The sequence below is a fragment of the Paraburkholderia sp. RL17-368-BIF-A genome, from assembly GCF_046054045.1.
Classification (GTDB): Bacteria; Pseudomonadota; Gammaproteobacteria; order Burkholderiales; family Burkholderiaceae; genus Paraburkholderia; species Paraburkholderia graminis.
Map to the genome: position 1 here is coordinate 35,271 of NZ_JARESN010000004.1, position 16,051 is coordinate 51,321.

17 protein-coding genes are annotated in these 16,051 nt (G+C 62.3%); 7 read left to right on the plus strand and 10 right to left on the minus strand.

Going from position 1 to position 16,051, the window contains the following annotated elements; genetic code table 11:
* Positions 1-56: 56 nt before the first annotated feature.
* The 5 genes from P0D87_RS08495 to flhD form a co-directional block, all read right to left on the minus strand.
* The gene (locus tag P0D87_RS08495; RefSeq protein WP_006050897.1) at positions 57-434 is read right to left on the minus strand and encodes a response regulator; all 378 of its coding nucleotides are present in this window, start codon (positions 432-434) and stop codon (positions 57-59) included.
* Positions 435-518: 84 nt separating this feature from the next.
* Entirely contained in the window at positions 519-1,526 is a 1,008-nt protein-coding gene (gene motB / locus P0D87_RS08500; protein WP_006050896.1) for a flagellar motor protein MotB, read from the minus strand.
* 19 nt (positions 1,527-1,545) lie between these two features.
* Positions 1,546-2,406 (minus strand): flagellar motor stator protein MotA, encoded by an 861-nt coding sequence (motA, locus tag P0D87_RS08505; protein WP_006050895.1) that lies wholly within the window; start codon positions 2,404-2,406, stop codon positions 1,546-1,548.
* A gap of 253 nt (positions 2,407-2,659) precedes the next feature.
* Positions 2,660-3,220 (minus strand): flagellar transcriptional regulator FlhC, encoded by a 561-nt coding sequence (flhC, locus tag P0D87_RS08510; RefSeq protein WP_006050894.1) that lies wholly within the window; start codon positions 3,218-3,220, stop codon positions 2,660-2,662.
* A 49-nt stretch (positions 3,221-3,269) separates the two neighbouring features.
* Positions 3,270-3,590, minus strand: a complete 321-nt coding sequence (flhD, locus tag P0D87_RS08515) for a flagellar transcriptional regulator FlhD (RefSeq protein ID WP_006050893.1) — start codon at positions 3,588-3,590, stop codon at positions 3,270-3,272.
* 710 nt (positions 3,591-4,300) lie between these two features.
* Here flhD and P0D87_RS08520 point away from each other — a divergent pair.
* Positions 4,301-5,365, plus strand: a complete 1,065-nt coding sequence (locus tag P0D87_RS08520; protein ID WP_006050892.1) for a glycosyltransferase family 4 protein — start codon at positions 4,301-4,303, stop codon at positions 5,363-5,365.
* Positions 5,366-5,669: 304 nt separating this feature from the next.
* On the opposite strand, the gene P0D87_RS08525 is transcribed toward P0D87_RS08520, so the two are convergent.
* On the minus strand, positions 5,670-5,972 hold the full coding sequence (locus P0D87_RS08525; RefSeq protein ID WP_006050891.1) for an H-NS histone family protein: 303 nt from the start codon (positions 5,970-5,972) through the stop codon (positions 5,670-5,672).
* Between the two features lie 294 nt (positions 5,973-6,266).
* On the opposite strand from P0D87_RS08525, the gene aqpZ reads away from it, so the two are divergent.
* On the plus strand, positions 6,267-7,007 hold the full coding sequence (gene aqpZ / locus P0D87_RS08530; RefSeq protein WP_408636783.1) for an aquaporin Z: 741 nt from the start codon (positions 6,267-6,269) through the stop codon (positions 7,005-7,007).
* 385 nt (positions 7,008-7,392) lie between these two features.
* Entirely contained in the window at positions 7,393-7,719 is a 327-nt protein-coding gene (locus P0D87_RS08535) for a PXPV repeat protein (protein WP_053858879.1), read from the plus strand.
* A 127-nt stretch (positions 7,720-7,846) separates the two neighbouring features.
* Here the strand turns inward: P0D87_RS08535 and P0D87_RS08540 are convergent, their stop codons facing one another.
* Together P0D87_RS08540 and P0D87_RS08545 are read right to left on the minus strand one after the other, a co-directional pair.
* Complete coding sequence (locus P0D87_RS08540; RefSeq protein WP_053858880.1) at positions 7,847-8,668, minus strand: Cof-type HAD-IIB family hydrolase; 822 nt, start codon at positions 8,666-8,668, stop codon at positions 7,847-7,849.
* 202 nt (positions 8,669-8,870) lie between these two features.
* Positions 8,871-9,761: a glucosamine kinase nucleotide-binding domain-containing protein gene (locus P0D87_RS08545; RefSeq protein WP_053858881.1), complete on the minus strand. Its 891-nt coding sequence runs from the start codon at positions 9,759-9,761 to the stop codon at positions 8,871-8,873.
* 101 nt (positions 9,762-9,862) lie between these two features.
* Between P0D87_RS08545 and P0D87_RS08550 the strand changes: the two genes are divergently transcribed.
* Both P0D87_RS08550 and P0D87_RS08555 read left to right on the plus strand, forming a co-directional pair.
* Positions 9,863-10,495 (plus strand): DNA-3-methyladenine glycosylase I, encoded by a 633-nt coding sequence (locus tag P0D87_RS08550; protein WP_053859100.1) that lies wholly within the window; start codon positions 9,863-9,865, stop codon positions 10,493-10,495.
* Positions 10,496-10,865: 370 nt separating this feature from the next.
* On the plus strand, positions 10,866-11,291 hold the full coding sequence (locus P0D87_RS08555; RefSeq protein ID WP_006050884.1) for a hypothetical protein: 426 nt from the start codon (positions 10,866-10,868) through the stop codon (positions 11,289-11,291).
* Positions 11,292-11,416: 125 nt separating this feature from the next.
* Here the strand turns inward: P0D87_RS08555 and rpsU are convergent, their stop codons facing one another.
* Together rpsU and P0D87_RS08565 are read right to left on the minus strand one after the other, a co-directional pair.
* Positions 11,417-11,629 carry a 30S ribosomal protein S21 gene (gene rpsU / locus P0D87_RS08560; RefSeq protein WP_006050883.1) on the minus strand — a complete coding sequence of 71 codons (213 nt, stop codon included), beginning with the start codon at positions 11,627-11,629 and terminating at the stop codon, positions 11,417-11,419.
* Positions 11,630-11,990: 361 nt separating this feature from the next.
* Positions 11,991-12,932 (minus strand): aldo/keto reductase, encoded by a 942-nt coding sequence (locus tag P0D87_RS08565; RefSeq protein WP_053858882.1) that lies wholly within the window; start codon positions 12,930-12,932, stop codon positions 11,991-11,993.
* A gap of 265 nt (positions 12,933-13,197) precedes the next feature.
* Here P0D87_RS08565 and P0D87_RS08570 point away from each other — a divergent pair, with 265 nt between their 5' ends.
* Positions 13,198-14,370 carry a flagellin gene (locus P0D87_RS08570; protein WP_006050881.1) on the plus strand — a complete coding sequence of 391 codons (1,173 nt, stop codon included), beginning with the start codon at positions 13,198-13,200 and terminating at the stop codon, positions 14,368-14,370.
* A 137-nt stretch (positions 14,371-14,507) separates the two neighbouring features.
* Positions 14,508-16,034, plus strand: a complete 1,527-nt coding sequence (fliD, locus tag P0D87_RS08575; RefSeq protein ID WP_053858883.1) for a flagellar filament capping protein FliD — start codon at positions 14,508-14,510, stop codon at positions 16,032-16,034.
* Positions 16,035-16,051 lie beyond the last annotated feature (17 nt).

The window sequence follows — 16,051 nt, forward strand, 5'->3', positions numbered from 1 at the left end:
GGCCTGGGCTACCTTGCCGCAGCGTCGAGAGCTTCTATAACTTGTCTAGGGTTGCGCTATGCGTGATCTGGCTCGGCCAGAGCCGCGACCAGTTCGGTCAGCAGTTCGGGGTCGAGCGGCTTTTCGATCCAGCCGGTCGCGCCCGCTTCGCGCGCCGCGGCCTTGAACGGCTCGCCCGATTCCGTCGTCAGGACGAGGATGGGCGTGTCCGCATAAGCCGGATTGCCGCGCAGCTCGGCGATCAGATCGAGGCCGGTCTTGCCCGGCATGTGCTGATCGGTGAGCACCAGGTCGAACCGCACGGCGAGCGCGTTTTCGAGCCCTTCCGCGCCGTCCGCCGCGAGCGTCACCTCATAGCCGGCCGCCGTCAGCGTCGCGGAAAGAATCTGCCGCATCGATGCCGAATCGTCGATTGCCAGGATATGCCTGATCATGAAAACCTCGCTGCACTTACGCTGTGAATCGCCTGGCTGTCCGCGCCGCTCTGGCACGGTAACGGCCGGGCGACCGTCTTTCCGTTACTGAGTCGCCGGCGTTGCCGCCGGCACCTTCGGCGCGACCGTCACGGGCGGCGCCAGTTTTTGCAGCAGCGGCTTTGAGCCCGCTGCGTCGTCCGACAAGGTCGTCGTGGTGGAGTCGTCATGGTTGAGCGCCTCCTCGGACTTCCTGTTCAGCACGATGACGCTGATGCGGCGGTTTTCCGGGTCCATCGGGTCCGCCTTGTTCAGGTTCTGCGTCGACGCGAGACCGAGCACGCGCATCACCTTTGCTTCGTCCATCCCACCTGCGATCAGCTCACGGCGCGACGCATTCGCGCGGTCCGCGGACAGTTCCCAGTTGCTGTAACCCTTCTCGCCGCCCGCGTACTGCGCGGCGTCGGTGTGACCCTGCACGATGATCCGGTTCGGCACGTCGTTCAGCGTGTGGCCGATCTCGCGCAGAATGTCGCGCATGTACGGCTCCACCTGATCTCTCGCGGTCGCGAACATCGGCCGCTTCTGCGAGTCGACGATCTCGATGCGCAAGCCCGTCAGCGTCGAATCGATGCGAATCTGCTGCTTGAACTGGCGCAGCACCGGATTCGCTTCGATCGCGGCCATCAGCTTCACCTGCAAGTCGTGCAGGCGAACCTGCTCGCGACGCTCCAACTCGCCCTGCAACTGCTTCATCGAGTCTTCACTGCTCTTTGACACCGTGCGCTCGGCGCGATTGTTCGAACCATCGGTCGAGCGCGTCACGCCCTGCGCGTCGGTCGAGATATCACGGCCGCCGCCCTTCAGAATGCTCGAGTCTTCCGCGCTGCGGTCGCCGCCCCACAGCGTGATCTTCAACGGCTGGTTGAAGTACTCCGCGATGCCCTTCAACTGCACCGTGGATGCCGAGCTCAGCAGCCACATCAGCAGGAAGAACGCCATCATCGCGGTCATGAAGTCCGCATACGCGAGCTTCCAGGCGCCGCCGTGGTGGCCGGCCTTCTTCGGCGCAGCGCGCTTGACGACAATGGCGCGGTCTTTGTCCTTGCTCATCGGTTCGGTCCCGGCGCCCTTACTTGGCCTTCACGCGGCGCACGTGCTCTTCGAGCTCGGCGAACGACGGACGCTCGGTCGAGAACAGCACCTTGCGGCCGAACTCGACGGCGATCGCCGGTGCATAGCCGTTCAGGCTCGCGAGAATCGTCACCTTGATGCACTGGAACATCTTGGTCGACTCGGTCACGCGCTGTTCGGCGACGCTCGCAAGCGGCCCGATCAGTCCATACGAAAGCAGAATGCCGAGGAAGGTGCCGACCAGCGCCTGCGCAATCATTTCGCCGAGCACGGCAGGCGGCTTGTCGGCGGACGCCATCGTGTGCACCACGCCCATGACCGCGGCCACGATACCGAACGCCGGCATCGCGTCGCCGACCTTGTTCAGCGCATGCGCGGGCGCTTCGCCTTCCTGGTGATGCGTTTCGATCTCTTCGTCCATCAGACTTTCGATCTCGAACGCATTCATGTTGCCGCCCACCATCAGCCGCAGGTAGTCGGTCAGAAACTCGATGATGTGGTGATCGGCGAGAATCTTCGGGTACTGCGTGAAGATCGGACTCTTCGACGGATCGTCGATGTCCGCTTCCAGCGTCAGCGTGCCTTCCTTGCGCGCCTTGGCGAGCAGGACGTAGAGGAGCGCCATCAGCTCCATGTAGACGTCCTTGTTGTACTTCGCGCCCTTGAACAGGGTTGGAATGACGCGCAGCGTTGCCTTGATCGTCTTCATCCCGTTACCGAGGATGAACGCGCCGACGCCTGCGCCGACGATCATCAGCACTTCAACGGGCTGCAACAGCGCGCCGAGATGGCCGCCTTCCAGCGCGTAACCGCCGAAAACGGACAAAAGCGTCACGAGTGTTCCCACGAAAATCAGCACTGCCGAGCCCTCACAAAGAAGCGACGGTGACCGTCGTTAAACTGGTTTACGGCAACACAGCAGAAAACTTTGACGGAAAAGCGGCTTGCCGCGACGGTGTAAACCAGAGGCGGACGCGGTCGGCAAGGCGCCGCTTGCGGAAGGTTTGACGCTGCGCTGCGCTGCACTGCGTTGCGCTGCGTTGCGCCGGGCGGGCAAGCCCGCGGCATAAGGCGATGAATGGAAGGCCGCGTGGCGGCGGCCGCTGCGGGCGCTACGCGTCGAGCGCCGCGAGGCTCTCGCGGGCGCGGGCGTCGGCGACTTTCTTTGTCTTACCGGCGCGCGATGGCGGCTGGCACAGTCCGCAGACGAACCCATGCTTCGGGTCGTGAGCGTGTGCGACGAAATGTCCGCCGCAGCGGCAGCAGGGCGTGATCTGCAGCATGCCCGAGTCGAAGAAACGCACGAGCGTCCACGCGCGCGTGAGGCTGAGCACGGGTTCGTCGTCGTGCAACTGCACGTGCTCGCGATACAGCCGGTAGCTCTTCACGATCGACTGGATCGTCGCGCAGCCGCCATGATCGGCCATGAAACGGTAGATGTTGTAGAACAGCGAGGAATGAAAGTTCGGCTGCCAGGTCATGAACCAGTCGGTCGAAAACGGCAGCATGCCCTTGGGCGGCGAAACTCCTTTCAGTTCCTTGTACAGCTTGATGAGCCGGTCGCGCGACAGGCTCGTTTCCGCTTCGAGCAGTTGCAAACGCGCGCCGAGTTCGATCAGTTCGATGGCCAGGGTGATTTCCTTGACTTCGAGCACCACACTTTTATATGCCATCCTGCTTGCGTCCCGTCCCGATTGCCTTGCCGAAGCTGCGAAACGCCATTCAGCCGAGCTGCTCGACCGGCTGGCTGGCCATCAGAATCGCGGAATGCGCCTGCGCGACGGCGCTGGACTTGCCCTTGTCCGCGAGTGCGGAGAGCACGGCATGATCGTCGAAACGGAAACGGCACAACACCTGATTGGACGCCGCGAGCTTGACGGTCTGCGCCAACGAGAGGTTGGCGAGCACATCGGCTAGCTGGTCCGAGATCCCCATGCGAAACATGCCCATCGGCTTGTCTTCGCGAAGCAGGCGCTGCGCGAGCAGGAGATAAGACAGGTTGACTTCTCTGATCTCATTGAGCATTTCGCTTGTCGCGCTCATGATTCCCCCGGGGTGTATCTGGCTGGTCAGGCCGTTACGGAAACGTTTGCTCGGACGCGCGCACTTAAACGCACGAATCGGCTCGTTTCTGGTCTTGCGGCCATTGTCCCCAAAGGGGGAGCGAAACAAAATCGGACAGACACCCAGCTTGTTTGACGGATTAATCCGTCATTCGTGTAGGAATTTTTCCTACTTTGCCAGGTTGGGAGAGAAAGGAATGAGACTGCGCGATGCCGCGCGGCAACTCTTTATGCGCGGTGAATACTTAGCGCCCGAGGATTCGGCGTAAATGAACTAAACGGTGAGTTTTGCGGAGCCGCGCCTCGCACCGTACGACGGTGAGCCGGATTATAAGGTCTTTTCACCACTGCGTAATATTTTGTGCGGCGGGAGCGGGCTCGCGGCTTGCTACAGGGGAACGCGCCGTTTACCAGCGCCGTCGGGAGCTTGGGCTGAAATTGGCCTGTGAGCGCCCAGCGACGGGCGTTGGCGCGTGTAACGTCTCGTGTTTCGCGCTGTAACAACGTTAAGCGTTTGAAAAATAACTCGAATTGGCGCGGCCGATCCCGATAATGAAGCTAAGGGATAACCCGATGCAGATTCGGAGCACCCCCGGGCGGCGGCTTACCGCGCCCAACCGTCCGTCAGGCATTCGCTCCCCGCTCGACTCGAGCGCTGCTGTGCGAAGCCGTGTCAAACAGGAGAAACGCATGCGAATCGCACAAATTGCGCCGTTGTATGAAGCAGTCCCGCCGAAGCTCTACGGTGGCACCGAACGTGTCGTGTCCTACCTCACCGAGGCATTGGTCGACGAGGGCCACGACGTCACGCTGTTCGCGAGCGGCGACTCGGTGACATCCGCGAAGCTCGATGCGTGCTGGCCTCGTGCGCTGCGCCTCGACCCGACGATTCGCGACGCGCTCGCCCCGCACATCCTGATGATGGAAAAGGTGCGCCGGGTCGCGCACGAGTTCGACGTGCTGCACTTTCACCTCGACTACATGCCGTTCCCGCTTTTTTCGACGATGGACACGCCGTTCGTGACCACGCTGCATGGCCGCCTCGACCTGCCGGAGCTGCAGCCGGTGTTCGATGCGTTCCCGGGCGCGCCGGTCATCTCGATTTCGGATTCGCAGCGGGTGCCGCTGCCGCAGGCGAACTTCCTGAACACCATCTATCACGGTCTGCCGGAGCAGCTACTCACGCCGCAGACGCACAAGAAGCCGGAATACCTCGCGTTCCTCGGCCGTGTTTGTCCGGAAAAGCGCGTCGATACAGCCATCAAGATCGCTGCACAAAGCGGTTTGCCGCTGAAGATCGCCGCCAAGGTGGACAAGGCCGACCAGGATTACTTCAAGCGCGAGATCGAGCCGCTGCTGTCGCAGGCGCATGTCGAGTTTGTCGGCGAAATCAACGAGGCGCAGAAGCCGGAGTTTCTGTCGGGCGCCAAGGCGCTGCTCTTCCCGATCGACTGGTCCGAGCCGTTCGGCCTCGTCATGATCGAGTCGATGGCCTGCGGCACGCCGGTGATCGCGTTCAACCGCGGCTCGGTGCCTGAAGTGATCGATCATGGCGTGACCGGCTACATCGTCGAGGACGTGCAAGGCGCGGTGGCCGCGCTGCAGCGTCTGGACGAGCTGTCGCGCACGGAAATCCGCGCGCAGTTCGAGCGCCGCTTCAGCTCGAAGACGATGGCGCGCAACTACGTGGACGCGTATTCGGCGCTGATCGAAGCCGCGCGCCGGCCGGTTCTGCGCCAGGTCGCAGTGGGCTGATAACGGCGAGCGCCGCGCGGCGTGTCACGCGCGCGGCGCTTTAAACGGACGAGCGTTCCGTTGCCGATACAACTGATTCGCTACCGGCGCTTTCGATTCATTGAAAACCGCGCACATTTTTCCATGTGAATCGTTTGCGCGGACGATAAGCCGGTCTTATCGCGCTACTTTTAAGAAAAGCCGCCTGGCAAAGGCGGCTTTTTTAATGGCGCCGTGGATGCGCTTCCACATCCGATTAGCACAGTCGAGTAAACACGCAGCGGCGTTGGTCCTTCAATCCGCTTTCGCGTCACTCGCAAGCAACTCAGCTCGCGCCAATCAGAAAACGTTCGCGGTTCTTGCCGACGATCCACTTGGGCGGTTTGCCGCGGCCGCTCCACGTATTACCCGTTTTCGGGTCCTGATATTTAGCCGGCAGCGGCGCCTTCTTGGGCGGACGGCCCCGCTTGGCGGCCACTGCAAAGCCGAGGTCCTGTGCAGTCAGGCCATATTCGGCGATTTTTTGGCGGATGTCGGCTATCACATTGTCAATTTCCGTGCGACGAGCTTCTTCTGCTTGTGCCTGCAATTTGGCGATCTGCGCCTTGAGGTCTGCATATTGAGACATTCCGGTTCTCCCCTTTTAGAACTCATTCGCCTCGCAGACTAACTGTAATTATAAAAATTCGCAATGGATAACATTACCCATTAAGCGAGCTATCTTCTGATAATTATTAAACATAGCTCAATTGTAAAACGGCTTTATCCCGTAATAACTGGTAAAGCCAGCCGGCATTGACGATTCTTGACACTCGATTGGCCACTCTTTCCCTAGAATTGAACGTTCACAGCACGCGCCCGCGCCGGCCGTGCGTTCACGCTCCGTGCTTCCCGAGCGTCAATTATTTTAGGATACCCAAACATGCAGTTGTCAAAGCGCCTTGCCGCCGAGTTGTTCGGCACATTCTGGCTCGTGCTCGGGGGCTGCGGCAGCGCGGTTCTCGCCGCGAATTTCGCCGGTCCGGTGCATGGTCTCGGCATCGGTTTCGTCGGTGTGTCGCTCGCTTTCGGGCTGACGGTGCTGACCATGGCCTTTGCGATCGGACACATTTCGGGCTGCCATCTGAACCCGGCGGTCAGCGTCGGCCTGACGGTGGCCGGCCGCTTCCCGGCTCGCGACCTGCTCCCGTACATCGTCGCGCAGGTGGCGGGCGCAGTGCTGGGCGCCGCGGTGCTCGCGCTCATCGCGTCCGGCAAACCCGGCTTTGACCTGGTCGCGAGCGGCTTCGCGAGCAACGGCTACGGCGACCGCTCGCCGGGCCATTACTCGCTCGTCGCGGCGTTCGCCTGCGAGGCGGTCATGACCGGCTTCTTCCTGTTCGTCATTCTCGGCGCGACCGACAAGCGCGCGCCGGCCGGCTTCGCGCCGATCGCCATCGGCCTGTGTCTGACGCTGATTCACCTCGTTTCGATTCCGGTCACGAACACGTCGGTCAACCCGGCGCGCTCGACCGGCCTGGCGCTGTTCGTCGGCGGTGCTGCGGTGGATCAGTTGTGGCTGTTCTGGATCGCGCCCATCATCGGCGCGGTGGTTGCCGGCCTGGTGTATCCGCTGATCGCGGAAAGCCGCGGCGGCAATGCGCAGAAACTGGCTCTCGACTGATCGAGGCCGATTGTCTGAGTGAGCAAAGCGGGCGCTGCGGCGCCCGTTTTGTTTTTGGGCTTATGTCGCAACCATTCGATTTGATTAATCCGTTATACAGATGTAAGCCGCGATTACGCGTTGCGCGGCGCGACGCTGCTTCGGCGTAACGGCGGAGCGCTTGTGCCGGCGTTCAAATAGGCCCGCGGCCTGCGCCGACAGCCTTTCCGTCGTCATCACCCAGCGCCAGGCACCGCACGAGCGCAAACTCGCCGTTCCTCAGATCCTGCGAAGTTGCTTGCAGTCCGTAACATCTGGTCGCAGTCCCGGCCGACCGGATTGCGTAGATTGGACCTGTACGACAAACCTCTGTCGCGTCACAGCAAGCCTCTTGCAGGAGAAAAACATGAAACGCATCGTCACTCAATTGCTGGTTGCCGCGGGCCTTGCAGCAGGCGCATGCGGGGTCGCGCAAGCGCATACGGACCTGAATATCGGCGTCTCGCTCGGCGCGCCGGTCTACACGCGGCCCGCCCCGGTCTATGCAGCGCCGCAACCGGTGTACTACGGCAACGGCGGTTGGGGGCATCGTTACGATCGCGGCGACTACTATCGCGGCGACCACCGTTACGAGCGCGGCTGGAACCGGAACGATCGCCATTGGGGTTATGACGACCGCGGCCGCGGCGATCGCGGCGACCACGACCGACGCCGCGGCGGATGGCGCGACTGATTGCGATACTGATGGCGCGACCGATTGCCGGCCCAAAACGAACGTGACCTGAGCTAGCCCGGCTTCACCGACTGGCCCGCATCCGCGAAAGCAGATGCGGGTCAGTGTCCGTTTAAGGCCTGAGGCGCTAGGCCATCAGTTCGTCGTCGATTGAAAAGAGCTTGCGCAAGTGGTGCGCGACACCCGCTTCGAAGTTATTGCCGATGCGCGGCACGTTGGGCAGGCGCGTGATCAGGTCGGGATTGGCGTTGTTCATCATGAACGGATGGCCGGCTGTTTCGAGCAGGTCGATGTCGTTCATGTTGTCGCCGAAAGCCACGCAGTGCGCGGCATCGACGCCCACGCTCTCGAGCACGATCTGCAGCGCGCGTCCCTTCGACACATTCGACGTCATCACTTCAAGACAGTCCGGCAGCGAGTACGTCACGTAGAGCGCGTCGCCGAATTCGCGCGCGAGGTTCGCGGCCACTTGCGCGAGGTCCGCCGGGTCGCCGATATAAAGAACCTTGGCGATGTCCACGCCGTCGTGCGCGAGCAGTTCGGCCACTTCGTAGGTGAAGCCCGAATCCTGATGAAACTTGAGCAGCTCGGGCGCGTCGCGGTCGATCAGCCACGCCTGATCGGCGAACAGGTTGACGATCACGCGACCGTGCGCGCCGACAATCTCCGGCTGCACGAGGCGTTGCACGATAGCGGGCGGCAGATCGTCGGCGTGGATCACGGTGTTGTCCGGCGCATGGATGCGCGCGCCGTTCGACGTGATCAGATAAGGCTTGATGCCGAGGATGTCGCGAATGCCGGCGACATCGCAGAAATGGCGGCCGGTGGCGATCACAAACTGCACGCCGTCACTTTCGAGCTTGCGCACGGTGGCGACCGTGAAGGGGTCAACCTGGTGATCGGCATTGAGCAGCGTGCCGTCGAGATCCGTGGCGATGACTTTGTACATGGCGAGATGGCAGGCAGCTTGGGAGGCTGTATTTTACCGTCGATGCCTCGCTGTTCGGCTGGCAGGTTGGGCTTCAAGGTTCGGCTTCGACTTCCACTTCAGGGTTAGGCTCCAAGGTTCGCCTTTAGGGCTCGGCTCCGAGCTTCGGCTCCGAGCTTCGGCTTCAAGGTTCGGCTTCAAGACTCGGCCTCTAGCCTCCGCCTCAACTCTCACCCGCCAGCCGCCCAGCTTCCCTTTGCGCCAACCGCAAGCCGCCGTGCGCGGAATCCGCGAATGGCTCGCGCAAGCGCGGCTGATAAGCCTGCGGCACGTATTCGCGCAACGGCGCACCAAGCCCGCCGCACAACGCAATCGGCAAACTCGCCGATGGGTCGAGCGCCGCGATCATCTTGCCGATTTCAACGCCCGCCGCGCCGAGCAGCCGCGCGGCAAACGGATGCGTGCGGTGCGCGATCACGACCCGCGCGAGACTCGCGTACGCCGTCTGATTCGCCTCGCAAAGCCACACGGTAAGGGCGTCCCGATCGCTCGCGCCGACGTGCGCAAGCAGCGCGTGCGCGAAGTCGTCGTTGGGGCCGCGGCCGTCGAGCGCGTGCTGCGCATGGACGACGGCGCGCACGCCGAGCCAGGCGCCGCTCGCTTCGTCGCCGGACGGAAAACCGTAGCCGCCCACGATCCGGCATTCGCCGCCCTCATGATCCGCCGCTGCCGCGATGCTGCCCGTGCCGAGCGCGACGATCACGCCGTGCGCGCCCCCGTGCGCGCCGAGCAGCGTCGTGTACGCATCGCTTTCGACGGCGAGTCCGGCCAGCGCGGGCGCCTGCGCGAGAAACGACGCGAGCCAGTCGCGGTTGTTCACGCCAGCAAGGCCGCAACCGAGCACGCAGCGCGACCAGTCGAGCGCAACGCCGGCGTTCGCGAATGCCTGCTCGCAGCCGGCCGCAATGGCCAGCCACGCACGTTCGACGCCAAGCCCCAAGCCCGACGGCCCGCTCGCCGCCTGCGCCAGTTCGCGCCCCTGCGCGTCGGCGAGCACGATGCGTGTGCCGGTGCCGCCGCCGTCGACGCCGATCAGAAATAGGTCTTTGTTCATCGATTGAAATGCGTTTCGTGAGAAATAGGCATAGCGTGGCAGGTCCGTTTCGATCCGGCAATTGGCCGAATGGCCAGCTTGCGGCGCTCATGCGTTCGGCTATGCTGGCGAGCGACATCACAACGGGGAGCGCTAAATTGACACAGCGATGCAACTGGGTATCGAGCGAAGCGCTCGCACATTATCACGACGCCGAATGGGGCGTGCCGTCCCGCGACGACCAGCATCTCTTCGAACTGCTCGTGCTCGAAGGCGCGCAGGCCGGCTTGTCGTGGTCCACGATTCTCAACAAGCGGGCCGGCTACCGGCGGGCATTCGCGGACTTCGACATCGACAAGGTTGCGCGCTTCACGCCGGCGCAGGTCGAGAGGCTCGTCGTGGACGAAAGCATTGTGCGCCATCGCGGCAAGATCGAATCCGCCATCACGAATGCGCGCGCCGTGCAGCAGATTCAGGCGGAGCATGGGTCGTTGGCCAACTTCATCTGGTCTTTCGTCGATAACACGCCGATCCAGAACGAATGGGCATCGTACAAGGAGGCGCCGGCATCGACAGAAGTATCGGATGCGCTCAGCAAGGCGCTAAAACGCTACGGCTGCAAGTTCGTGGGCTCGACGATCTGCTACGCGTTCATGCAGGCGGTGGGCATGGTCAACGATCATGAGGCGACTTGCATGTGCCGCGCCAGGTGTGCAGCGCTCGGCAAGAAAGGACGCGCGCGTAAGGCCGGTTGAGGTTGGGGCGTTCAATCGGCGACTCGTATGGTCGCTGGGCTGACGGACCTCACGCCTGATTGCGACGGCCCTCTCGCAACAGTCCCCTTGCGAGATCATCACACGCCCGTCCGCATCAGCTATCCGGTAAAGCCCTGCTGTGCTTATCGCCGATGCCGGCCGTTATACGGTTATGAGCGGTCACAAGCAGCAGTGACCGCTGCGTTCGCCGCCGCAACGCCGGCGCAAAGCCCGCCTCGGGCTCGCGCGCGAATCCCCGAATTGAGGACGTTTCGCGATGCTAGTCGGGGTTTCGCCAGCGAACGCAAGCGGGATACTGGAATCAGCCGCTCAATAACGAGTAACGACCGCGTCGCATAGCGAAACCATCATGAAAACTCTTACCTTCCTCACCCATCAGGACATTTTCGACCAGGCCGTCAGCCATCTTTTCGGGCAAAAGCGCGCGGCGCTCCTACCGCGCGGAGGCGGCGCCTATCGCGGCTACTGCGGCGGCTGCCCAGTCGGCAACTTCATCAAACTGCGCGATTACATGACGGCCATGGAAGGGGTGCCCGTGCGCTATATCGGCAAAACGCCCGTCGCGGCGCCCGCTTACATGGACGCCGGCATCGCCGCGCTGCGCAAGGCGCTGCTGCGGTCGCGCATCAATGTGTACGATCAGGAGACGATCGATCTGCTCAGCTGCCTGCAAAACGTGCACGATGTGTTCGGCACGTGGGAATGGGATGACCGCTTGAATTCGATTGCACGCCAGTTCGGTCTGTCAGCGCACATGCTGAAGAACGCGGCTTAACGCTACAAGGCGCGCGCCGCCGCCCGCGCCAACTCGCAAGGCAACCGGGCGCCCATAAAGCAAAACGGCGATGTGGCTTCTTTCGAAGCTCACACCGCCGTTCTGACCGTGCTGAAAAAGCGTGCTTAGTGCAGCTTCTTCGGCAGCATCTGGCTGCGCAGGCGCTTGTGCAGGCGCTTCACAGCAGCAGCCTTCTTGCGCTTACGTGCCGTGGTCGGCTTTTCGTACGATTGGCGCTCACGCAGTTCTGCGATCAGGCCGTTCTTTTCGATTGCGCGACGAAAGCGGCGAATCGCCACTTCGAACGGCTCGTTTTCTTTCAGAAGAATCGTCGTCATGTAATTCCTAACTCAATCACTTGATAGGGGTTAATTGCGTGGCGGGGAAACCGCTCACGCGCCGGCCCTCCGGTCGTTTCGATTCATGGCCAGTAACAGGCAAACGCGGGAAGAACCCGGCCAAACCACGAATGAAACGAGAGGCAAAGCGGCCACGGAGGCCGGAAAAGAGAGGTGTGGAGCTCACCGCGGAACGCGGACAGACGTATTGCAAAGCCGCGCCTGCTGCCGTTTCGCCAAACCTTCCATCAACGAAAAGACGATGACGAAACAGGCAAAGATCTCAATTCACTCCTGATGATATCAGGAAACTGTCCATCGTACCAGGGGTTTAGGGATTACGCCAGGCCGCCGCGGCAGTTCACGCGCTCGCGTCGTCCAGTTCCCGGATGTCGCTGCCCGTCAGCGTCAGATGAACAGCGGCGACGAGGCTCTCCAGTTGCCGCAGCGACGTCGCGCTCGCAATCGGCGCGGTCACGCTCGGCCGGGCGATCAGCCACGCCAGCGCGACGCTGGCCGGCGTACTGGCGTGCCGCGCCGCGACCCGGTCGAGCGCACCGAGGATTCGCAGGCCGCGCTCATTCAGATACTTCTCGACGCGGCTTCCGCGCGCCTTGTCGGCAAGATCTTCCTTCGAACGATATTTCCCGGAGAAAAATCCGCTCGCGAGACTCCAGTACACGACCACGCCGAGCTGATAGGCGAGCGCCACAGGCTCCAGATCGGTCTCATATCCGGCGCGATCGTACAGGTTGTACTCCGGCTGCAACACCTGATATTCCGGCAGCCCATGCTGACGGGAAAGCGCCAGCGCTTCTTCGACACGCGCGCCGCTGTGGTTCGACGCGCCGATCACCCGCACCTTGCCCGCCTCGATCAGCCGCTGATACGCGCCGAGCGTCTCGGCAAGCGGCGTCGCGGTGTCGTCGTCGTGGGAAAAATAGATGTCGATGTAATCGGTCTGCAAGCGCCGCAGCGAATCTTCGACGGCTGCCTGAATGTTCGCGGCCGAGAGCCCCTTGCGCTGCGGATGCTTCGACACTTTGGTCGCGAGCACGATCCTGTCGCGCTTGCCGCTACGCTGAAACCATTTGCCGATGATCGCCTCCGACTCGCCGCCGTGGTTGCCGGGCGCCCACGCGGAATACACGTCGGCGGTGTCGATGAAGTCCAGCCCGGCGTCGACGAACGCGTCGAGAATCGAAAACGAAGTCGCTTCGTCGGCGGTCCAGCCGAATACATTGCCGCCGAACATAAGCGGCGCGACTTGCAATTCAGAGTGTCCAATGCGGCGCTTTTGCATGATTTCTCCCGGCTTTATCGCAAGAGAAAAAGAGGATACGCCGCCTTTTCAAATCCCGCAGCGCGCTTGCCGGATCAGCCCCAAACGCTTGTCCGGCGCGACTCGCGCGCCCGGCCCGGCAAGCAAATCGGTGTGCGATTACAGAAAGTTCCTCAAGTTTTTTTTAGGAGGGCCGTCAACCTTCACTGAGGCGGCCAGCAATGAACGAAGCTTCCGCCGATGCCAATATGGCGTATTGGGCTCAGGCTTATTTAGGAGATTTTCCATGCTCGGAATCAATAGCAATATCAACTCGCTGGTTGCACAGCAAAACCTCAGCGGCTCGCAAAGCGCCCTGTCGCAAGCCATCACCCGCCTGTCGTCGGGCAAGCGCATCAACAGCGCGGCTGACGATGCAGCAGGTCTGGCGATTTCGACCCGTATGCAAACCCAGATCAACGGTCTGGGCCAGGGCGTGTCGAACGCGAACGACGGCGTGTCGCTGATTCAGACGGCGTCGAGCGCGCTGTCCTCGCTGACTTCCAGCCTGCAACGTATCCGTACGCTGGCTGTGCAGGCTTCGACCGGCACGATGTCGTCGTCGGACCAGGCAGCGCTGCAGAAGGAAGTTGCGCAGCAAATCCAGGAAGTGAACCGTATCGCGTCGCAAACGACGTACAACGGCACGAACATTCTGGACGGCTCGGCTGGTATCGTCGGCTTCCAGGTTGGCGCGAACGTCGGTCAGACGATCAACCTCGACCTGTCGAAGAGCATGTCGGCCGCTAGCCTCGGCAGCGGTTCGCTGGCAACCGGCCAACTGGCTGGCACGATCAGCAACCTGAACATCGACGCAGCGACGGGCGCAGCAGCAACGTCGACGCCGAGCGCGAACATCATCACGTCGATCAACGTGCTGTCGGACGGTCACGGTGGCTTCAGCTTCACCGACCAGAACGGTTCGGCGATCAGCTCGGCAGCCGCTAGCACGATTTTCTCGGCAGGCGCACAGACGAACGCTACGCTGGGCGCTCCGGTCACGACGCTGACGATGAACACGGCTGCATACGACCAGACGAACGCAGCGCTGGACAAGTCGGTCCTCGCCGCAACGGCACAGATCGGCGCAGTCAACGCGTCGAACACCTCCGTGTCGAAGCTGGACATCAGCACGGTCAGCGGTGCGAACGTGGCAATGGTCGCAATCGACAACGCCTTGACCGCAGTCAGCAACCTGCAAGCAAGTCTGGGTGCAGCACAGAACCGTTTCAGCGCAATTGCAACGTCGCAGCAAGCTGAAGCAACCGACCTGTCGTCGGCACAATCGCAGATCACCGACGCGAACTTCGCGCAGGAAACTGCTAACCTCTCGAAGGCTCAAGTGCTGCAACAAGCTGGTATCTCGGTTCTGGCGCAAGCCAACTCGCAGCCGCAGCAAGTTCTGAAGCTGCTCCAGTAATAGCTTCTGAAGTTTGACCGGACCTCGCGCTTCACCGCGCGTTGTCCGGTTTTTAGCGTTTCGATGGAAGGCTCGCCTTCCATCCAGCATTTCTGTTACGCCCATCACGCATCACAACGGACGCACGGAGCATTTTCATGTCAACGATTACGAGTTCATCGGCGGCGAGCGCGGCATCAGCGACTGTCGCAGCCGACAATGCAGCCCTGCAGCAGGCCATGCAGTCGGTCATCACGGGCGCGACGGGCAATTCGTCGCTGGACGTGTCGACGCTCGTCACGGCTCTCGTAAATTCGAAGACTGCCGGCCAGGTTGCCGCGTTGACGGCGCAACAAAGCTCGGACAACACCCAGATTTCCGCATTCGGCACGCTTTCGGCCGCGCTTGGCGCGCTGGAAACGGGCCTCACTTCGCTGTCCAACGGCGGACTCCAGAATACTTTTACCGCGACCTTGAGCGGCGGCACCGGCATCACCGCGACTGCCACTACGGGCGCGGTCGCCGGCAGCTACAGCGTCGCGGTCTCGCAGGTCGCGGCGTCGCAGGCGCTGTCGTCGTCGGCTTTCACGGCTAGCCAGGCGCTCGGTACGGGCACGCTGTCGCTCTCGCTCGGCAGCAAGTCGTTTGACGTGTCGATCACGAGCAGCAACAACACCGTTGCCGGCATCGCCGCCGCAATCAACAGCGCGACCGGCAACCCGGGCATCACGGCGACTGTCGTGAACGGCACCGACGGCGCCCACCTCGTGCTCGCGTCGAGCACGACCGGCGCGTCCAATACGATCAGCGTGGCGGTCGGCAACCTGAGCGGCGATAACGGCCTGTCGAGCCTCGGCGTGACGTCGACGGCCAGTACGACGGGCGGCCAGTCGACCATCACGTCGGCCAACAACGCGAGCGCGTGGACACAAAGCACGGCTGCACAAGACGCCGAGTTCAAGATCAACGGCATTGCCGCGTCGAGCTCGACCAACTCGGTCACGAGCGCGATCGCAGGCGTGACGCTGAACCTGACGTCGGCCGCGGTGACGACCCCCGCGACCACGCAGACCCTGACGGTTGCCGCGGACACCACCTCGCAGGCCAGCGCGATCAACAACTTCGTGTCGCTCTACAACACGGTCGTGACGACCATGGGCACGCTCGCGCAATACACGCAGGGCGCGACGACGCAGGGTCCGTTGCTCGGCGATTCCACGCTCAACACGATCAAGAACGCGCTTTCGTCGATTGTCGCGAGCGGCGTGAAGAACGGCGGCACGTCGCAGAGCCTCGGCTCGATCGGTATCTCGCTGCAAGCCGACGGCACGCTGCAGGTGGATAGCGCGGCGCTCACCAACGCATTGCAGAACAACTCGTCGACGGTGGCCTCGCTGTTCAATTCGACCAACGGCATCGGCGCGCAGTTGAGCACCAGCATCACCAATTTCACGAAGACAGGCGGCATGATCGACGTGCGGACCACCGCGCTGAACTCCGACCTGAAGAGCATCCAGACACAACAGACGAGCCTGAACGACTACATTGCGCAGCTGACGAGCCAATACTCGGCGCAGTTCACGGCGCTCAATACGTTGATGGCGACGATGAACAACAACTCGCAGTACCTGACGCAACTGTTCGGCGGCACGAATAGCGCCGGCGCACTCGCGACCAACAAGTAACGTCACGGAGAACGCAC